At 55.5% G+C, this 17370-nt stretch carries 16 protein-coding genes; 5 read left to right on the top strand and 11 right to left on the bottom strand.

The genetic code is table 11. From position 1 onward, the window contains the following. Window positions 1-50 precede the first annotated feature (50 nt). From DYU11_RS12300 to DYU11_RS12280, 5 genes are all read right to left on the bottom strand, one after another. Window positions 51-1187 carry a helix-turn-helix domain-containing protein gene (locus tag DYU11_RS12300; protein ID WP_119667964.1) on the bottom strand — a complete coding sequence of 379 codons (1137 nt, stop codon included), beginning with the start codon at window positions 1185-1187 and terminating at the stop codon, window positions 51-53. A 305-nt stretch (window positions 1188-1492) separates the two neighbouring features. After that, the gene (locus DYU11_RS12295; RefSeq protein ID WP_147367931.1) at window positions 1493-1894 is read right to left on the bottom strand and encodes a hypothetical protein; all 402 of its coding nucleotides are present in this window, start codon (window positions 1892-1894) and stop codon (window positions 1493-1495) included. 26 nt (window positions 1895-1920) lie between these two features. Further along, window positions 1921-2748, bottom strand: coding sequence for a DUF4190 domain-containing protein (locus tag DYU11_RS12290; RefSeq protein WP_158600273.1), 828 nt, complete (start codon window positions 2746-2748; stop codon window positions 1921-1923). Window positions 2749-3069: 321 nt separating this feature from the next. Continuing rightward, a complete protein-coding gene (locus tag DYU11_RS12285; RefSeq protein WP_147367930.1) occupies window positions 3070-5046 on the bottom strand; it encodes a tetratricopeptide repeat-containing sensor histidine kinase in 1977 nt (658 codons plus the stop codon). 96 nt (window positions 5047-5142) lie between these two features. After that, on the bottom strand, window positions 5143-6153 hold the full coding sequence (locus tag DYU11_RS12280; RefSeq protein WP_119667960.1) for a glycoside hydrolase family 5 protein: 1011 nt from the start codon (window positions 6151-6153) through the stop codon (window positions 5143-5145). A 266-nt stretch (window positions 6154-6419) separates the two neighbouring features. Between DYU11_RS12280 and DYU11_RS12275 the strand changes: the two genes are divergently transcribed. After that, window positions 6420-7655 carry a multidrug effflux MFS transporter gene (locus DYU11_RS12275; RefSeq protein ID WP_119667959.1) on the top strand — a complete coding sequence of 412 codons (1236 nt, stop codon included), beginning with the start codon at window positions 6420-6422 and terminating at the stop codon, window positions 7653-7655. Between the two features lie 121 nt (window positions 7656-7776). Here DYU11_RS12275 and DYU11_RS12270 read toward each other — a convergent pair whose 3' ends face one another. From DYU11_RS12270 to DYU11_RS12250, 5 genes are all read right to left on the bottom strand, one after another. After that, a complete protein-coding gene (locus DYU11_RS12270; RefSeq protein WP_119667958.1) occupies window positions 7777-8568 on the bottom strand; it encodes a 3-keto-disaccharide hydrolase in 792 nt (263 codons plus the stop codon). A gap of 110 nt (window positions 8569-8678) precedes the next feature. Then, window positions 8679-10040, bottom strand: coding sequence for an amidohydrolase family protein (locus DYU11_RS12265; protein ID WP_119667957.1), 1362 nt, complete (start codon window positions 10038-10040; stop codon window positions 8679-8681). Window positions 10041-10158: 118 nt separating this feature from the next. Next, window positions 10159-10872, bottom strand: coding sequence for a membrane or secreted protein (locus tag DYU11_RS12260; RefSeq protein ID WP_119667956.1), 714 nt, complete (start codon window positions 10870-10872; stop codon window positions 10159-10161). Window positions 10873-11023: 151 nt separating this feature from the next. Next, a complete protein-coding gene (locus DYU11_RS12255; RefSeq protein ID WP_119667955.1) occupies window positions 11024-12340 on the bottom strand; it encodes a PQQ-dependent sugar dehydrogenase in 1317 nt (438 codons plus the stop codon). 115 nt (window positions 12341-12455) lie between these two features. Continuing rightward, window positions 12456-14342: a heparinase II/III domain-containing protein gene (locus tag DYU11_RS12250; RefSeq protein WP_119668317.1), complete on the bottom strand. Its 1887-nt coding sequence runs from the start codon at window positions 14340-14342 to the stop codon at window positions 12456-12458. A gap of 142 nt (window positions 14343-14484) precedes the next feature. Between DYU11_RS12250 and DYU11_RS12245 the strand changes: the two genes are divergently transcribed. The 4 genes from DYU11_RS12245 to DYU11_RS12230 all read left to right on the top strand — a co-directional run bounded on the left by DYU11_RS12245 (window position 14485) and on the right by DYU11_RS12230 (window position 16620). After that, the gene (locus tag DYU11_RS12245) at window positions 14485-15018 is read left to right on the top strand and encodes a hypothetical protein (RefSeq protein ID WP_119667954.1); all 534 of its coding nucleotides are present in this window, start codon (window positions 14485-14487) and stop codon (window positions 15016-15018) included. Window positions 15019-15289: 271 nt separating this feature from the next. Further along, window positions 15290-15529 (top strand): DUF433 domain-containing protein, encoded by a 240-nt coding sequence (locus tag DYU11_RS12240; RefSeq protein ID WP_119667953.1) that lies wholly within the window; start codon window positions 15290-15292, stop codon window positions 15527-15529. Between the two features lie 36 nt (window positions 15530-15565). After that, a complete protein-coding gene (locus tag DYU11_RS12235) occupies window positions 15566-15832 on the top strand; it encodes a hypothetical protein (protein WP_229365793.1) in 267 nt (88 codons plus the stop codon). Window positions 15833-16143: 311 nt separating this feature from the next. Next, window positions 16144-16620, top strand: coding sequence for a group II truncated hemoglobin (locus DYU11_RS12230; RefSeq protein ID WP_119667952.1), 477 nt, complete (start codon window positions 16144-16146; stop codon window positions 16618-16620). Between the two features lie 63 nt (window positions 16621-16683). Here the strand turns inward: DYU11_RS12230 and DYU11_RS12225 are convergent, their stop codons facing one another. Continuing rightward, window positions 16684-17370: a hypothetical protein gene (locus tag DYU11_RS12225; RefSeq protein WP_119667951.1), complete on the bottom strand. Its 687-nt coding sequence runs from the start codon at window positions 17368-17370 to the stop codon at window positions 16684-16686.

Genomic DNA, 17370 nt, shown 5'->3' with positions numbered 1-17370 from the left:
ATACGGACTACTCAAATCCGGATTTGAGAGGTATAGAACCGGAAAATCGACTAAAAAGCAGCTTGTTGGTTGACGTATTCTTTGGGCGTGTGACCGGTCAATTGCTTGAAGGTACGCTGAAAGGTGGCCTGAGAATTGAAGCCGCAGTCGAAAGCGATACCCGTCAGGGTCAGGTGAGCGTGGGCCGTATCGCCCAGCCGCCGTTTCACCTCGGCAATCCGGTACTCATTGACAAAGCCGTTGAAGCTTTTACGAAGGTGCTGGTTGAGAACCGCCGACACCGTTTTGGGGGGAAGCTGTACGTGGCGCCCCAGCTTATCGACGGTCAGCTCGGGGTCGAGATACAGTTTATCCTCGGTCATGGCCCGCTGAAGCCGACACAGCGTCTCATCGGCCTGATCTTTGGGTAGGGCGAGTGGGGTTGATTTACGGGTTGCCGGCTGGACTACCTGGCTCCGGGCATGAATATACCCGCGCAGTCCCAGCCAGTAAATCATGACAGCAATGGGAATGTAAAGCGGATACCAGCCGAACGCATCCAGCAGGGCATTGCGGGTAGCCGGAATAATGTACGGAACCAGATGAATAAACCAGATAACCTGAAAGACCAGGAAAATCGTTATAAACTGCCGGAGCCAGCGCATCGCAACCTGCTGCGGTTCCGTTGCCGTGCCTGTTTCCCGAAAGCGATTCACCCACCGACGGGTCACGAGCAGATAAACCGTCACTGAAATCCAGCGGGGAATATCAGCATAGGTATTGTACTCGTCCATGAAGGCGCCTACTTTGAAATTATCCTTAGGACTGAATACACCTGCCAGGACACCCAAAATGAAAACGCAGCCAATCAGCTTGCTGCCACAGTCGATGATGACCGGCCAGAAATGTAGTTTTTCCCGTTTACCCAATTGAAAATCAGGTGCTAACACCGAACGGGTATAAAAGTAGATTAACGGTCCAATCGGCATCGCGACAATCAGCGGGGCCAGGTCCAGAAACAGACTGATCTGCCAGTTTGCGACCGGAATACCCACGGCGAAACTGGCTAGCCCCAGTAAACCGACCAGCGCTGCCAGCAACCGGTTTGACAGCCGGTTACCTTTCCGGTTAAACCACAGCAAAGCCGCCAGGATAAAACCTTGCAACGCGCCGAACAGCAGTACTATATCCAAGGGCGAAATAGTCATGGCAGCTTACAATCTACAGGAACAAAGCTAATCAATTGACTACGTAATCAAACCGGAAATCAGTATCCTGTCGGCTGGCTATGATTAAAAATGGATCTGACCCCTGTTGTCCTGCCTGGCTAGATCGGAATGGTAAAAATCAGGCAACGCCCATGTTCAGGCAGTCTCTTCTATAAACCTGACTGTTTTATTGAGTCAACTCCTTTTTTGTCATCCCGACGCCAGGAGGGATCTTCGGTAGCTGGAGGAATTCTCAGCCTCACCCGAAGATCCCTCCTGGCGTCGGGATGACAAAAAAAGACAAGCTATTTTCTGGCTATGATTACGACGCGGTCGTTATTCGAATCGGTGATGTCGAACCTGAACTGGGTACCGTCAATATCCCCGACGAGTTCGTTGTCGACGAACATATCGTACAACTTGCCACTGGCCTTTCGAACGTCTACCTGAAACGTATCAATTGACTGGTTATTTACCGTAATATCAACGTCGTAGGATGCAGTTGACACTTTCGATACCCGTACCGTGCCGGAAACGGAGGTATTGGTGTTGGCGTTGAACCGGACCGAGGTAACCCGGTACGTTCCGCTCAGATCCGGTTCGGGATCATCTTTATCCCGATCTCTGCGTTGAAAATTACAAGCCGTGACCAGGAGCACTATCAGCAGGATGATCAGGCGACTTACAATATGCATAGAGTATTTCATATAGCGATTGAGTAATTGGAAGATGATTAGATGACGGCGAAATAGTAAAGGAAGTAAACTGCTGCTGCCACAATGCCCGCTACCATCCCACCGAGTGCTAAGCCTTTGCCTTTAAATCGCTCCGGATTTTTTCGAATACGCGCCAAGCTAAGAGCGCCAAATACGATCGCAACCGGACCAAGTATGAAACCACCGAATAGGAGTCCAGCCCCGCCGACCGCAATGGCTACGATGGCAAACGGATCCGTTCGGGGGCCGTCATTCTGAGCATTGGTCGGGCTATCGTACGAACTACGGTTGTTGCCCGAGGAGCTGTTGGTTGTTGACGAAGAAAAGCGTTCGACATCGCCGTTGGTGTACTTGATGCTGAGTACGTCGCGCTTGGAGATGGTGTAGTCGGGGCCATCGGGCCGGTCGCATTTCTTGTACTTGATCTCATTCACACCCACTTCCTTGATCTTGGCCTCCACAACATCGCCGTTGCGCAGCACGATCTGATCGCACTGGGGCGGTGCCATTTTGGTCAGCAAGGTTGCTTTCAGCCGGGCTCTGAACGAAGGGCGACTCGCTTTCGTAGCGGTTTTGGGAGCCACCACAGCCGGTGCCAGCGTCGGCAGGGCGGTCGTTTCTTCCCAGACGGGCCTGGTCGGGGTCGGGATGTCGTCAGCCGCCGAAGCCGTAAGCAAGGGATCAACCGGTGGGGCCGGAGCCGGCTCACTGACCGCCATACGCTGGGCCGCCGGATGAGGGGTCGGCGTAAAATACGCATAGGGCGCGCGCTGACAAGCGGAGAAGGTTCCAAGCCATGCTACAGTGAGCAGGAGGGTAATTCGACGTAGGAATACAGTCTGCATACGGTTAATTGGTTTGATCAGGCGAATGAAGAGATGGTAATATTCGGAGACCCGAACGACAATCACTTGAGCAAAACTACCGGCTGGCTGTAGGGTGAACAATACGTCATTTGTATGATTTTTAGCGCAGAAACAACGCATTCCGGGGCAGAAAACCGCTTTCTGGTATCTGCTCAACCCGGCTAAACTGCCCGAATTAACCGATGGGGTCAGCAAGGGGGGGCAACCGTTGAGAAAAGAGGGAAAGAAACCGCCACTGCGGAGCGTACGGGGTAAGCGCCTGTTTGCGGGGGTGAACAAACCGGCCGGTCCGGGCCTATACTACATTTGCAGTATGCCGGCTGTTGCGGGGAGTGGATAGGGGTAGGTTATTTTCACCGTAGTGCCACCCGGCGATGACGAAATGGTGCAGGTGCCACCCGAAGCAACCATGCGGTTCTGCATATTTGTGAGCCCATTGCGCAGGCGGGTCTGTTCGTTCGGCACAAACCCCCGCCCATTGTCGCTGACTTCAATGTGCAGCCGGTCGGTTTCGGGCCGGATGGTGAGGGAAACCTCGGTGGCCTGCGCGTGTTTGACTACGTTATGCAACGCTTCCTTAACGGTCAGGAAAATGTTCCGCCGGTCCGATCCCTGAATCGTGACCTCCTGCGCCGACTCGTGTACCCGCGTACGTAAGTGCAGCGGGGTGTTGTCGATGAACTCACTGGTGTACGCCCGGGTGTAGGCAATCAGGCCATTGAGGCTATCGTTGCGGGTGTTCAGCGACCAGATAATTTCGTTCATGGACGTTACCATGTCGGCCGAAATCGTTGATATCTTCTCCACTTCCGGGGCGGTTTCGGTGCCCATACGCGTCTTGACCACTTCGCTCAGCAACCCGATGGCGGTCAGCGACGCGCCGAGGTCATCGTGCATTTCTTTGGAGATACGTAGTCGTTCTTTCTGCTGCCCCTGCAGCTCCGACTGCATAACGGCCAGCGAATTGGCGCGCTGGGCCGCCAACAGGGCCTGTTCGGACGCCCGCTGCCGTTGCCGTGAATACTGATAGGCGAACACCAGACTGCCAACCGCAGCCACTACAACCAGCCCGGCAATCAGTATCCATAACTGCTGGCGCTGGTGCGCCTGAGCGAGCTGATCGATCTGCCGTTGCTTTTCGGTCAGTTTCTGCCGGGATTCCGCCTGCCGGAGCTTTACTTCATACTCTTCCAGCAGCGCTTTGGCTTCCAGGGTTGAGAGTGAGTCCTTGGTTTCGATATACCGGTCGTACCAGGGAATCGCGCCTTTGTAATCACCTAAGCCAAGGCTGGCGTTCGCGTATTCGCGGTAGATGTTTCTGAACTCCGACAGGCCCACCTTGTGCTGCCTGGCCAGCGCATATGCGTTGTCGAGCAGGGTTTTAGCCCGTTCGTACTGCTTCATTTCGTTGTACGTTTCGGCCAGGCCGGCCAGCAGGTGCAGTTGCTGAAGGGGGTTGTTCAGGACCCGATTCATCCGCAGGGCGTTCTGGTAATAGTACAGCGACGAATCAAAGTGGCTCAGCTCCTTGTGCAGGTTGGCGATGTTGCCGTACAGACTGGTGAGAAAATGCAGGTCTTTCGTTTGGCTGAGCAATGATTTGGTCCGCCGGAAATACGCCAGCGCCATCGGAAGCTGATTCTGCTTTACGTAGACCGTGGCCATGCTGTGGTAATCCAGCGCAATGTCCAGCTGCGAGCTTTTCGCGATCAGATCGTACTTCAGCGCCCGGTTGAAATAAGTCAGCGCCTGCGGATACAGCTTTTCGGCTTCGTACATCAGGCCCAGGTTCTGGTAGAGAACGGCGGCTTTTCGGCGGTTCTTGTGGGCCAGCATGAAGGGCGCGGCTTTCTTGAAGTAATGGATTGCTTCTTTGTTTTTACCCTGAAACATCGCCGATTGCGCCAGGGAGAAGTAGCACGTACTCCGGTTCTGTTCCGACGTATCCCGCAGCGCCTTCTGTAACCCTTCGGTCGCCAGTTTTTGCGATTCAGTATGCCGCCCGAGCTGATCCAGCAGGTAGGTGGTGAGCCGGATGCTTTCAAAATAGCCCTTCGTATAGCCGATCCGGCGGGCAAAGGTGTACGCTTTCTGATAGTCCCGAAGGGCTTTTTCGGGCTGCTGCATCTCGATTGTTTCGGCTTTACGCAGCAGGGTCATGATGTAGCTGGTATCGCTGGGCGCTGAGGCCGACTGACCAACGCTGCTCAGGGGGGAGAGCAGCAGAAAAAAGCATAAAATCAGGAGTCGTTGAGCCAGCATCAGAAAGGTTTTCACTGAACCGTTGCCGGACAAAGATAAAAAGCCGAACGCAATGTCCGACTTTATCCATGGCTTTTAAAGGCCTGCGTCGGGCAGCTGCCCGACGCAGGGTCATTTTTTGGCTGCCTGCTGCATCACGTTCTTAAAATACTGCCCCTGCCGGGTGGGGGTGTAGTTCCAGTCGGAAAACATCATGGGGGCCCACTGCGGATCGAACACCCAGACGATGTAAGAGATGCCGTGGGTGTCGCAGTACCGGGTGATAGCGTCGCCGTACGACTCGTCGCTGATCACCGGTACGTGTGCGCCTTTTTCGTCGGCGGCACTAAACCCGATCTCGGTCAGCACCACCGGGTATTTCTGCGCCACAAATCCCCAGTCGGCTGTCCACTTCGCTTCCCACGGTTTGTCGCGTTTCATCGGGTAGGGGTGGCTGACATAGGCGATTCCTTCGGCCTGGATGGGGTTCTGGGCTACGTCTTTCAGGTCATACGCCCAATTAAAACCGGCTACCAGCGGTATGGCTTTCGACCCGTTCGCCCGGATGATCGTGATGGTTTCTTCCATCAGCTTCTTCCACTCGGCCCAGCTGCAGGTGCCCAGTTTGCCGTTCATTACGGTTGGCTCGTTAAACAGTTCGAAGAACGCCACCGTCGGGTTATCTCTGTAGTGGTCGGACAGGGTGCGCCAGAATTCGAAACTTTCCTTCTGGGTGGTTTCGTAAATGGGGCTCTGGTACATCTCGTTCTTTAGATTACCGATGCTGTGCCAGTCAATGACCACGTACATGCCGAGTTCACCGGCCCAGGCCACGCCTTTGTCCAGCAGCTCAAGGTATTGCTGCTGACCGCGACGGCGCCAGGCGGGTGGGTGTACCGGAAACCGGACGAGCGTAGCGCCCCAGCGTTTCATCTCTTCAAAATAGGACTTATTCCAGTGACCGGACTTTTCCAGCTTGTCGGGGTCGCTGGTGTTCAGGCCGCGGAAAACGAGTGTTCGGCCGTCGGCCGTAACGAATTTGTTGCCCTGAACCCGCAACTGGCTGAGCCTGGGCGTCGTCTGCGCCAGCGATTGACACGTAACAAAAAGCAGTGTAAAAAGCGTAAGGGACCGGAATGTCATAGCAGGGTTACTGGTCAGGTTGCTTAACGATCATTGACCCGATGGGCGTACCGGGTCGGCAATGGGAAGGCAAGTATACAAACAATACGCAACATGTGACCCCTTCGATCGACGGCGAATGCCGGTGCGCAGCGGTTTGACTCTGGTAAACATTCAATAGAATTTATAGAGTAATAAAAATAATCCTTTCCAGTTGCGGCTGGTCGGGGGAACAATCGGCAACTGGTTAATCGTTGACCAACTTAGTAGATGTATTTTTTTGACGTATGACGCGCCGTCAGCAATTTGGGATTATTTTAATTTTAGGGACTCTGGCTACCATCAGCCCGTTCTCGATCGACATGTATCTGCCGGGGTTTCCGGCTATTGCCGACGACCTGAACACGTCGATTTCTCAGGTGCAACTGTCGCTGACGGCCTATCTGGTCGGGATTTCGGCGGGGCAGCTGCTGTACGGGCCGCTGCTGGACCGGTTCGGGCGCAAGCTACCGCTGTATGCCGGGCTGAGCGTGTATATATTGGCCTCGCTGGGTTGTGCGGTAAGTACGTCAATCGACACCCTGATTTTGATGCGGCTGTTGCAGGCGCTGGGTGGCTGCGTCGGTATGGTGGCGGCTCAGGCGCTGGTACGCGATCTGTTTCCGGCCGACCAAACGGCTCAGGTTTTCTCCCTGCTGACGTTGGTAATCGCAATTTCGCCGATGATTGCGCCGACGGTGGGTGGGTACGCTACGGTACTGTTCGGCTGGCATTCCATCTTCATCATCCTGGCGGTTATTACGACGCTGATTCTGCTCGGCATCGTGTACGTACTGCCCAGCGGGCGACAGGCCGATGCGACGTTGTCCCTGCGACCGCAGGCTGTTCTGGGTAACTTTTATACGGTGATCCGGCAGCCGCAGTTCCTGACCTATGCGCTGGCTGGTGGGATAGCGTCGGCGGCTCCGTTCGCGTACATTGCCGGTTCGCCGGACGTATTCATGACTATGTATAAAGTAAGTGAGCAGGAATACGGCTGGATCTTTGCTATTCTCGCCGTTGCTATTCTCGCGCCCAACCAACTGAATCATATCCTGCTGAAGCGGTACAGCAACCAGCAGCTCGTGTCGACGACGCTGGTGTATCAATCTGTAGTCGGGGTTTTTCTGGTGCTCGGCACCTGGGCGGGCTGGTTCAGTCTCTACGGCCTGCTGGGGGTGCTGTTTTTGTTTCTGCTGGGTCAGGGGTTGGTATCACCAAACTCGGCTGCACTGACGCTGGCGCCCTTCGTTCGGCATACAGGCAGTGCCGTTGCCCTGATGGGCAGTTTCCGAATGGGCGTGGGAGCGCTGGTATCCGCGCTGGTCAGCGTTCTGCACAACAATACCGCGGTCCCGATGGTGGGCGTTATGGCTGGCTGTATCCTGATCAGCTTTCTGATCCTGATGATTGGACAACGGGCAATCCGCTACCGCAGCGAACATACGGATGTAGGCGAGTCAATCGCTGAAGCTACGTTGTAAGCCAGTGTGGCGTCTAACAGATCAGGCTAACAGCCGCACCGTGCGCTGTTAGCCTGACGATCTACTGTTTGGTAGACGTTTACCCGTATCGGACAAATACGATGCGAATTGGGGTCTCTACTTAAAAATTCGTATCCGCTTTTTTAAAGTCCATTTCTTTGATCCAGATGTTCCGGTACAGAACGTCGTGACCTTCGGCCTGGAGTTTCAGGCCGCCGGGCGTATCCGTAATGCCTTTGCCGCCATCGTTACCGCCGTCGATGCCGGAGTTTGGTCCGCCCCACACCTGGCTGATCGGCTGGTTGGAGTGTACTTTTTTACCGTTGAAATACATCGTGACCATAGCCGGCTCGGTACGTTTGCCATCCTGGAAACGAGCGGCCCGGAACTGGATGTCGTAGGCGTTCCATTTGCCGACGCCGTTGTAGGCGTAGTAGGGCGATGGTGTTTCGTTGATAACGGCTCCCATGCCGTGCGAGGTCGTGTCGCCGTCGACGATCTGCATCTCGTACCGATTCTGGAGATAGACCCCACTGTTGCCACCCGGCTTGCTGATGTAGAACTCGACATGCAGCCGGAAATCGCGGTACGGTTTCTTCGTCACAATATCGGCGGCTCCGTATTTGCCACCCGCAGCGGCCGGGTCGTTGGTGTTCAGCACCATTCCAGAGCCGACCGGATCTTTCTGGATTTCCCATTTGATCGGGAGCGTTGCTGCCAGGCGGGGACCTTGCCAGTACGTCCACTTGTCGTCGAGCATCTGCCGGGAACCATCGAACAGGATTTCGGCTCCTTTGGGGGCTTTGGCACCAAGGCCGACCGGCTCTTTGGCGTTTGGAATCATGGCCACGGTAACGGCAAGCAGCACCAGGGCAGGCAGTAGGTTAACGGGTTTTCGGGAAAATAAGCGCATGGGGTAGGGAATTGTTGTTTGTGAGTAAACGATAATTAGACGGGGTAGTCAGACGCTTTTTGATCGATTGGCAAAAGGTCGTGGGGCGGTCCCACAGCGCCTGAAACGCCTTATTGCTTTTCCAGTTTCTTCAACTGGCTTTGTATGTATGCGTTCGACAGCCAGTTTGTGCCCATCATTACGCCTTCAATGTTCCGGGTCTGGCTGATGTCGCTCAGGGGATTGCCGTTGAGCAGCACCAGGTCCGATACGTTGCCGATTCTGATGGTACCGGAATCCGGCTTGTTCAGGTACGACGCTACGTTGACCGTACCGGTACGCAGGGTTTCGTAGGGGGTCAGGCCCGCGTCGACCATGTACTTCATTTCGTGGTGAATCGAAAAGCCCGGTACGTTGAAGACCTGAGGGGCGTCGGAGCCGAGGAGAAGTTCTACGCCGTTCTTCTGGCATTCGGCGATGAGCTTCCGGCGAATCCGGATCAGTTGCCCGGCCCTGTCTTTCGAGAACTTGGGATTGCTGTTGTAGGTATTCTTCGCCCGCTCCCAGCTCTGCACTTCCTGCGGCTTCATGTACTTCATCTCCGGGTCGTCGGTAAACGCACTGGCCGGCAGCGGAGATAACCAGCGTTCGGCCAGCGCCTGCGTCGGCACTACGCGCACCTTATTCCGGCGCAGTCCGTCCATCAGCTTAGGCATCAGTTTTTCGTCGGCCCGGTCGGCAATCCACGAGCCAAACAAGCCCGTTTCCTGTTCGGCCAGGGTGTCGATGCCCGGCGTTAAAGCTTCCACGAATCCATCGAGGTGGTCGATGGACGAGTACTTGGCATCAATAGCGCGCCAGACACCCACGTTGAACGATACGTGGCCGACAAATGGAATGCCCACTTCCTGCGCGGTTCTGGCAATGGCCGGGAAGGTCTGGTTGGTCAGGCCGGGGTGAAGTTTCAGGTAATCGTAGCCGGCGGCTTTCTGCTCGCGGACCATGTCGGCTCCGCGCTCGGGTGTTTTCACCGACTGGCCGTTGAACGACGGTCCGGTGGCGTAAAAATGCGGCCCCAGGATTTCACCGTTTTTGATTTTGCTGCGGAGTTCAAGGTGTCTGGGGTGGCCCAGCATACCCCGGATGGTCGTGATGCCGTTCGTTACGTAGAGGATCAGCACGTCCTTCATCGGCTCGATATCGTCGATGGGCGGTACGTGCGCGTGCATTTCGGCCCAGCCGGGCGTCAGGTACTTGCCCCTGGCGTTGATGACCAGCGCATCCCGGCCGAACTTAACGCTGGCTGCATTGCCCATCGCCGTGATCTTTCCGTTGCGAACAACCACCGTCTGGTTCTCCAGCACCCGTTCGCGATCCATCGGAATTACGTTAACCCCCTGGAGCACAATGTCGCGCTGGCGGTTGCTGATCAGCTCCTGCGCGAAGGATGCGGTGGAGATACCAAGTAAAAAAGCGAGTAGTACGTATCGCATGGACTTGATTGCGTTTTCGGGTTGTAAAGTGATAGAACGCTGATTCCGCTGATTTTTATGAGTAGTTATGATTCAACTTACAATCATTGGTATCCTACGAATCATGACGATCTGCGTGCTAGTTTTCTCTCGTCCAGACTTCGTTGACTGCCCCGCCCGTTGAGCTTTGGCCCAAATGCCGCCACTCGTTGCCGTTCACCTCGGCGTTGAACGTCAGCGACCGGCCAACCCGGCTGTTGTCGCGGGAAAAAAAGTCGATCGTTTCGGTGTATTTCCCGTCTTTGAAGGTGTACGTACCGCCCCCGGTGCCGGCAAACAGCTTGGTTTGCGGATTGATGGCGGCCCATTGAAAGCGGCTGCCCGTCAGGAGCTTGATGGTTTTGCGCGCTCCCCGTTGCATGGGCGTAATCTGACCGGCCTCGTTGGCGCGGCCCGTAATACGCCAGAGCCCGGCCAGCGGGGTCTGCCCGGAAGGCTCGTCAACCCGCGAAAACGTTCGGTTGCCACCCGGTCCGTTCATGACCAACTGGCCGTTGCGCAGAGCGACCTGATACGTTTCGGTCTGACCCACGCGGCTGCTATCCTGCGTGTCGAACTCGACCGAGAGGGTGAGGGTATTGCCGTTTCGCTGCCAGGCACCCCCGCGCGTTGACCCGAACTGCGTGGGTTCGTAGGTGGTCTGCATCAGGTAATTATCGATCAGCGTGAGCATGACCGTTCGGCCCGACGGCTCGGCGAGTCGCCAGGCTCCGTCCAGATCGGTTTTTGCCGGTGCCGATGCCAGTAAGGCGACAACGGCAAGGAGCAGTCCGGAAATCATACGTAGTTGCATAGCCTGTAGGGTTTATCCGTTTCTGAGCAAAGTAAACGACCCGGCCGGACTACTCAATGACGTATAATAAGAACCGGAAAACGAATCGGGTACAGCAGCAAAAGGCAGCCACTAATCAGCGGCTGCCTGGGGGTTAGAAAACGTAGTTGGGTTATTTGTTTGCCGAAGCGGTCGCTTTGGGGCTTCGGCCCTGCGGCTTGTAACTGATCCGGAAGATGGTTCCGTTGAGGTCGTCGGAAACGTAGAGAGCACCGTCGGGGCCCTGGGCCAGTCCGCAGGGGCGGTGCTGAACCGGACCAGTCGGCTTTTCGAGGTCGGTGCCGGCGAAGTTGTCGGCAAAGATTTCCCAGTTACCGGCCGGCTTTCCGTTTTTGAAGGGCACAAATGCCACCATGTAGCCCTTTTTGAGTTCGGCCGACTGGCCATGAAACGCGATGAACGCGCCGTTGCGGTATTTCTCCGGAAACAGCGTACCGGTATAAAACAACAGGCCATTCGGACCGAGGTGAGCGGGAAAAGCCGCAACGGGGTTGATCGTTTTAACCCCGCCCGTTTTTTTGCCGTCGCCACCGTATTCGGGCGCTACGATTTTCTTTTTCTGCACGTGATCGTAGTAGACATAGGGCCAGCCCGCGTCGTCGCCTTTGTGTAGTTCATACATGGTTTCGGCGGGCAGTTCGGCGCTCTGCTTCGGCGTGTAGTACTGCGGGTAAAAATCGTGGAATTGCCCGCGACCGTGCTGCATCACAAACAGCGTGTTGGACTTTGGGTTCCAGTCGAGGCCCACTACGTTTTTCAGCCCGGTGGCAAAGCGGACGCCCTCGGCAAACGTCTGATTCGGTACGCTAGCTTTGTACTGCCAGATGCCCGCGGCCGAATCGAGCAGCGGACACGGCATCAGCCCTTTGCCCGTACCGGCTTCCCGGCAGGCATCGTTGTCGGACGCAATGTTGACGTAGAGATTATCCTGATTGTCGACGGCGATGGACTTCGACTGGTCGCGGGTTTTGACCCGCAGCCCCGAAACGAGCAGTTCGGGCTGGTCGGGGTTGGCGACCTCACCTTTGTCGTCGAGCTTGTAGCGGTACACGCTGCTGTTCGACGACGCATAGAGGTAGCCGTTCCGGATGTACATACCCGTGCCGGGGTAGTCGCCAAAGCCGACCCGTTCGTCAAACACACCGTCTTTGTCGGTGTCCCGGAGCCGATAGATGCCCTTGCCGTCTTTCAGCTTACTCAGCTTTACGTAGAGGTCGCCGTTTTTGCTGACGGCCATGTGCCGGGCCGGACCCAGTTCTTCGGCCACTACGGTAGCCGTAAAACCCGCCGGCACCTTCACGACCGCCGTCGATTTTTTCGGTTTGGTCGGGGCACGTAACGGCGGAGTATCGCCGAACGAAGCGCCGATGCTGTTCATTACTACCAGTGCCGTGAGCAGGCTAGTGAGCCGAAGGGGAATTGTACGCATGAAAAATGGTCGGAAACAAGTGATCGTTGGCTCTATAAGCGATCCGGAATTGGAAAATACTTGCCCCGAAATCCGGGACACGATAAAACCCGATGGCCGTTCTCGCCGTCTGTGTTTATTTCGGCCACTGCGCCAGCGGCTGAACACCCGGGCTTGTCTGGCCGGCGGCTTTCTCCGGTAAAAGCAGGACCGTCAGGGGCGTGTTTGTGTTGGCGGGGACTGTCACCTCAAAGCCGACCAGCGTCGTGCCGGGATTGGCGGCATCGTACTCGTGGGGCGGGTCGGTAGACCAGGTTTTCAGCGTTACCGCGGCTGGTTCCTCTACCTGAAGCACCAGCTTCCGCCCGTTTTTGGTTAACTCAGCCCGGTTTTTGCCCGTAATCGTTACGTTGGCGGAGGTTAGTAACGTCCAGCGTACCGTAGCCTCTTTAGCCGGGGTTTCGATCTCATCACGTACCACGACGTGGTTCTGGTTGACAATGGCAATACCGCGACTGGCTTTGTTCAATAGGCCCTTGTACAACTCGCTCAGGTCGGTGGTGGCGCTCATAAATTGCGGGTTGTTCGCTGACCGGGCGATGCGGGCGTTGCCGTCAACTTTCTGCAACTCGTTGTTCACCGTCAGGGTGTTATGAACAAAATTGTTGTAGCGATACACCTGCCAGCGCTGCGAATCCTGTTCTTTTCCCCACAGCTTTACGCCTTTTGATTCCAGCGAGTTGTAATCCTGCATGCCAAAATCCATGGCCCACCGAACGCCGTCGGCCTCCATCACGAACGAACCAACGTCCATGTGCGCGTGATTGACCGACGGTGAACCGGCTTTCAGACCCACAAAAATAGCCGACGGATCGCTCCATGATGTGCGCATCAGGGCTACCGGACTCTTACCGTCACCCACCCAGATCCTGGACTTTGGTTCAGGAATATCAGTTACGCGGATGCCGTTGCTCCAAAGCATGATGGCCGGCAGCAGCCGGTCTTTATCATATGTACCGCCTCCGGCCGACAACAGACGCCCCCGTTCGACCCACAGCACCGACGGGTCGTTTAGTTTGTTGGCAAACCAGAACATGGCCGGCTGAAGACCCCCGCCTGTTCCGGCGTCGGAATAGTTGAACGAGTTGCCGGAAGGGCCGGTCATGTTGGTCATGTAGGCGGCCGTTCTGAGAAAGCCGGGCTTCAAGGATAAGCCAAAATCGCTGCCGAACGCTTTTTCGAGGGCGCTGATGAACATAACGTTGAAGCTGGTGCCATAGCCCCAGTAACTATAGCCTTCCGGGTAGGCACCATCGGGAGCGTAGTCTTCCATCGGTAACTCGATACTGTCGATGGCCCGGTTGATGATGGTTCGCGCTAACTCCGGTTGGTCTTCGTAGATCGCCAGGGCGCCGTAGGTCATGCCCGCGTTGCAGACCTGGTTCCAGTTATGGGTTGCCTTCAGCCAACTGTTGAACTTTGGATCGAGTGAGGGTTCAATCCCTTTTTTCAGAATTGCCGCTTTGATAGCCGACCGGGAAGCCGGCGACAGGTCGTTGTGCAGCCAGTCATACCCGATGGCAACGGCCATGGTCATCTCGGCCACATCGAGGAAGTGCGACGGGTTCCAGTCACTGAACGCCGACACGGCCAGAAGCTCGGTTTCGGCCCGCTGCAGGTATTGTTTCTGCTGGGTCATGCGCCAGGCGTAAGCCAGCAGAAATACCCGACGCAGCGCTTCCCGTGATTTGTCCAGCAGCCGCCGACCGATCTGAATGCGTTCGACGGGAGCCGCTGACAGCAGCCTATCGCACTCGCCCAGCATCGCCTGGTGGACGTTCTTCCAGGTTTTGTCGGCCGCCAAGGTTTTTTTAATGGCGTTTTCTTCACCTTTGAGAAGCAGAATACGTGGATGATCCGGCAGTTTAGTGGCTGGCGTGATGGGCTCGTTCTGGGCGGAGGCCACTACCGACAGCAGGAGCAGCAGGCTGCTTGTGGTAAGGAGTAAGCGTTTGGAATACATGACCAGAGATGGTTTTGTATCAAAGCGCATCCCGTGGTTTTTTTACCGGCATTGTCGAGGGCGGAGTGTAATCGGGTGGGAGCGGACTTGCTGGTTTCGTGCCGTTGTTTACCTTCGCGCTTGATCATTCCTGAACGACCGTATGCAAACCTCCCGACTATTCGTCGCCCTGCTCGTGCTGAGCCTGGCGTGCCAGACCAAACCCAAACAGGAAACGGCCACCGCATCTGAAGCGGCCCAGCCCGATAGTGCCGCCATCCTGGCCAGTCGCCCGGGGCCGGATGCACCCCGTTCGGCCGCCGATCGGCTGGTGCGGGCGCTGTATTTCGAGCACAATAAAGAGGACAACCCGTTCCGGGAGAAAGACCGGGCCCTGATCGAACAGTATTTCGCCAAACCAACGGCCGATCTGATCTGGAACGATACACAGCAGGGCGGCAGCAAACTGAAGCCGACTACAACAAATCCGCTCTTCAACGCCCCCGACAAAGCCGTTCAGAAAACCTGGGTCAATCCGGCGGCCGTAGCCGGAACGCGGGCGGTGGTGTACGTTACGTTCACCAACAACGCCAAACCGGAAGAAATCAAAGTTGATTTGCAGCAGTTCGACGGCCGCTGGCGGATCACCGATATGCTGTATCCGAATGGTAAGCAACTGACGGAGGTGCTGCGTTGAGAAACGGTTGCGAACGTAAATACGCCTGGTATTGACTTAAATGCCTTAAGAGCAGAACACAAGACGATGCCAATGGGATTTTCGGAAGAGAGAGTAATCAACATATAATGTCTATAGCAATAGAATATATTTTGTACTTTGTTTTGCTTTTCTATCGGCTTCAGTTTCCAGGCTGACGAACCACAGAATGCCAGCAAAGCAGAAAGCTGATGGACGTTGGTTGTAACTTTTCCATCACTACCAGACGAGCAAATTTTGGTAACTTTGATATATGGATATTAAGACACTTATAACAATAGATCCCGACATTTTGGGAGGCATACCCGTTTTCACAGGGACACGTGTGCCGGTGGAGAGTTTATTTGACCATCTGGAAGCAGGTGTTGCCTTAGACGAGTTTTTAGATGATTTTCCTTCTGTACGTAGAGAGCAGGCAGTGGCCCTACTAGATGCTGCCAGTAAACTATTGACCTCTAAAGATGTGGAGCAACTCTATGCGGCTGTTGCTTGATGAGAATTTTTAAAGCAAGACTTCCCCGGACATGACGTGTTCACAGTCGCAGAGAAAGGATGGAATGGCATCAAGAACGGGGCTCTGCTTCAACTTATGCTGGATGAAGGCTTCCATGCGCTGCTGACCTTTGACAAAAACTTACAACATCAGCAGAACTTCACTAAGTACACCTTGGCCGTGTTTGTGCTGTATGCGCCAATAAACCAGTATACAGTACTGACAAAACTTTCCCCACAGGTGAACGCCTGCCTGCAACAGGATACGTTACCTGTCGGACCAATTATCATCAAAGCGGATTAAAGCAGAGTCCAGCACACGGCTTTGTATCAGCGGGGCCGACCAAACGCAGCAGTAACAGCTATCATCTTTAATCCTGTTGCGACAATCAAAGCCAAGATTAAAACTTGTACGTTAGTATAACACTATCGGTAGCAGCCCAGGGGGCGACAGAACGCGGTATACTCCGAACGCAAAGTCAGTGACGTTTGCAGCAGGTCGACGGCCGCTGGCGCATCGCGGATATGCTGTATCCGAATGGTAAGCAACTGACGGAGGTGTTACAATAAGCCATGGGGCTACAATATATACAGGCGTAACCCGACTATCCCGGTATGGAGAATAGCACAATACCAACCTTGTATGCCTGGGCCGGCGAAAACGACCGCCTGGAGCGGCTCACGGCCTTGTTCTACAGCAAAGTAAGTCAGGACGAGATATTAGCCCCCGTGTTCTTGCACATGGCTCCCGATCACGCCCGGCACGTTGCCCATTTTATCGGGGAAGTTTTTGGAGGGCCGCCCATGTACACCACGACCGATGGCGGAAGTCATGCGCAGATGGTGGCGCATCATGTAGGCAAACAGCTCACCGAAACTCAACGCCGGCGGTGGTTAGCGCTGCTGCTCGACAGTGCGGATGACGTAGGACTACCCGATGATCCGGAGTTTCGGTCGGCGCTGGTCGGTTATCTGGAATGGGGGAGCCGGCTGGCCGTGCTCAATTCCAATGCAGCGGAGAACCCGGTTCAGGCGGATGCCGCCATGCCAACCTGGGGCTGGGGGGAAACGGGCGGGCCCTACGTTCCGTAAACCCAAAACGCAGCCCATTAGCTATGGGTAAACTCGCCCTGAAGTAGGGTAAAGCCGAGTACCTTACGGCTGTTTGGTGACGGTCAGGTTGGTGAAATGGGCGTCGGTTCCAGAGCCGACCCACAGTCCGATGGCTCCTTCCTGACTGACACCGTGCTTCAGATCGTTGATGATCAGGGTCGGCTGGGCGGCTCCGTGGACGTACAGCCGGGCTTTGTCGCCCTGTACCTCAATCCGAACCTTCGTCCATTCGCCGGTTACGAGGTCGACGTACGATTCGTATTTCTCGGGCGTTTCTTTCCGGCTTCGCTCCCAGGGGTAATCCGGGTAGGAGACGTACTGCACCGAGTGATTTCGTCGGACCTGATCATCCGCCCGGCCGTTGGTGGGGCGGAGGTAAATGCATTCAAATCTGGAATTATCGTCGTTGATGCGGAATGCAATGCCCACGAATCCCCGGGCGGTTTGTATGGCTGTGCCCAGGGGCTTTCCGGCCACCTCCAGTTCAATGACGCCATTGCTGAACCGAAGGTCTTTGATTTTAGCATACTTGACTTCCGAGGTTATCCCTCTGGCCGTATCGACCACGCGCATGGCTTGTTTACCAAGGTAGGTATCGGTAGCCACCCGGACATTGACCGGCGCTAACGCGGCCGTGCTGGTCAGTGAAATACGCTGATCTTTTTGGGCGTGGCTCAGGCTGGCCGCAAACAGAAGAAACGCAGTGAAGAGGAAGAGTCGATTCGTCAT

Source organism: Fibrisoma montanum, from assembly GCF_003583365.1.
Lineage (GTDB): Bacteria > Bacteroidota > Bacteroidia > Cytophagales > Spirosomataceae > Fibrisoma > Fibrisoma montanum.
The sequence above is the reverse complement of the archived record's forward strand: the minus strand, read 5'-3'. Positions and strand labels throughout refer to the sequence as shown.

Coding starts and splice junctions, on each gene's coding strand:
- DYU11_RS12300 (WP_119667964.1), bottom strand. CDS start 1,187: ATGACTATTTCGCCCTTGGATATAGTACTGCTGTTCGGCGCGTTGCAA.
- DYU11_RS12295 (WP_147367931.1), bottom strand. CDS start 1,894: ATGAAATACTCTATGCATATTGTAAGTCGCCTGATCATCCTGCTGATA.
- DYU11_RS12290 (WP_158600273.1), bottom strand. CDS start 2,748: ATGCAGACTGTATTCCTACGTCGAATTACCCTCCTGCTCACTGTAGCA.
- DYU11_RS12280 (WP_119667960.1), bottom strand. CDS start 6,153: ATGACATTCCGGTCCCTTACGCTTTTTACACTGCTTTTTGTTACGTGT.
- DYU11_RS12275 (WP_119667959.1), top strand. CDS start 6,420: ATGACGCGCCGTCAGCAATTTGGGATTATTTTAATTTTAGGGACTCTG.
- DYU11_RS12270 (WP_119667958.1), bottom strand. CDS start 8,568: ATGCGCTTATTTTCCCGAAAACCCGTTAACCTACTGCCTGCCCTGGTG.
- DYU11_RS12265 (WP_119667957.1), bottom strand. CDS start 10,040: ATGCGATACGTACTACTCGCTTTTTTACTTGGTATCTCCACCGCATCC.
- DYU11_RS12260 (WP_119667956.1), bottom strand. CDS start 10,872: ATGCAACTACGTATGATTTCCGGACTGCTCCTTGCCGTTGTCGCCTTA.
- DYU11_RS12255 (WP_119667955.1), bottom strand. CDS start 12,340: ATGCGTACAATTCCCCTTCGGCTCACTAGCCTGCTCACGGCACTGGTA.
- DYU11_RS12250 (WP_119668317.1), bottom strand. CDS start 14,342: ATGTATTCCAAACGCTTACTCCTTACCACAAGCAGCCTGCTGCTCCTG.
- DYU11_RS12245 (WP_119667954.1), top strand. CDS start 14,485: ATGCAAACCTCCCGACTATTCGTCGCCCTGCTCGTGCTGAGCCTGGCG.
- DYU11_RS12240 (WP_119667953.1), top strand. CDS start 15,290: ATGGATATTAAGACACTTATAACAATAGATCCCGACATTTTGGGAGGC.
- DYU11_RS12230 (WP_119667952.1), top strand. CDS start 16,144: ATGGAGAATAGCACAATACCAACCTTGTATGCCTGGGCCGGCGAAAAC.
- DYU11_RS12225 (WP_119667951.1), bottom strand. CDS start 17,370: ATGACGAATCGACTCTTCCTCTTCACTGCGTTTCTTCTGTTTGCGGCC.